Genomic DNA, 1,160 nt, shown 5'->3' with positions numbered 1-1,160 from the left:
TGGACCTCACCATCTACGACACCCTCACCATCAGCACTGCTGACGACAGTGTGGAGGTGGTGGCATGAGTCAGATCAGTGTCCAAGACGTCATAGACGCCGGCAGGCGCACCTCCCTCACGGGGAGTGTCCTTGAGGAGTGGGCTGTCAAAGGCACACCCAAGCAGCGTGAGTATCTGCATGAGATCCTGGTTGCTGAACATGAATCACGGCTGGAGTCTCGGCGCCGGCGACTGCTGAAAGCCGCACGCCTACCGGCCTTAAAATCTTTGTCGGGGTTTGATTACAACGCGGTCCGGTTTCCCACTGACTACGGCAGAGAACCTCTGGAGTCGCGTGAGTTCATCACTCACGCTCAGGACCTGGTCCTGTACGGAGATGTTGGGACAGGGAAAACACATATGGCAAGCGCTCTTGTCGCCGCTGCCTGTAACCGCGGTATCCCTGCCCGGTTCTTCACCACCTCAGCCCTGGTCATGGCTCTACGGCGAGCTAAAGAAGAGGACCGGCTTGATAAGGAACTCGCCTCGATCGCGAAGAACGAGTTGATCGTCATTGACGAGCTCGGCTACCTCCCCATCGACACTGAAGGGGCCCGGCTGTTGTTCCAGGTCATCACCGATGGGTATGAGAGACGTAGCCTGGTCATCACCACCAACCTGGAGTTCTCCAGGTGGGGCACCGTTTTCGGGGATGACAATATGGCTGCCGCGGTCATTGATCGCCTCGTCCATCACGGCCGCCTCCTCCAATTCCGAGGAGAGTCCTACCGAGTGAAAAACGCGCTCATGAAATAACAAGAAAAACGCGGCGCTCAAACGGCCTAGAACACAGCTGAAGTGGCCTACTTCTTAGCGCTCTTTCGGCACACATCAACTTGACGAAACACAGAAGTACACCTAGAGCCAAGAGCAGGCGAGCCCAAGCCGCCGCATAAAGATCGTGTTGGCCGGCCATCTCCATCGACGAACCTGCTATCGACGGTGCGAAGTCTGAGCAGATAGAACTGTGTGGACGCAGGTTAGTGGTCGTGTTGTGATGGTGGTGTAGATGTGTGGAGGGCCCGGGACTGGTGTCTCGGGCCCTGCACGGGGGTGTGTATGGCGGCGGTGTCCTACTCTCCCACACCCTCGCGAGTGCAGTACCATCGGCGCTGGTGGG

Annotated in this window: 1 protein-coding gene; it reads left to right on the top strand. The window is 57.8% G+C overall.

The window, feature by feature from the left end; translation table 11 throughout:
- Positions 1-64: 64 nt before the first annotated feature.
- Positions 65-796 (top strand): IS21-like element helper ATPase IstB, encoded by a 732-nt coding sequence (istB, locus tag H7E91_RS11445; RefSeq protein WP_182353945.1) that lies wholly within the window; start codon positions 65-67, stop codon positions 794-796.
- Positions 797-1,160: the final 364 nt, after the last annotated feature.

Origin of the sequence: Flaviflexus huanghaiensis (genome assembly GCF_014118685.1) — a bacterium.
Taxonomy (GTDB): domain Bacteria; phylum Actinomycetota; class Actinomycetes; order Actinomycetales; family Actinomycetaceae; genus Flaviflexus; species Flaviflexus huanghaiensis.
The sequence above is the reverse complement of the archived record's forward strand: the minus strand, read 5'-3'. Positions and strand labels throughout refer to the sequence as shown.

What these genes read in the sequence shown, in the direction of transcription:
- istB (WP_182353945.1), top strand. Translation starts at nt 65, where the DNA reads ATGAGTCAGATCAGTGTCCAAGACGTCATAGACGCCGGCAGGCGCACC.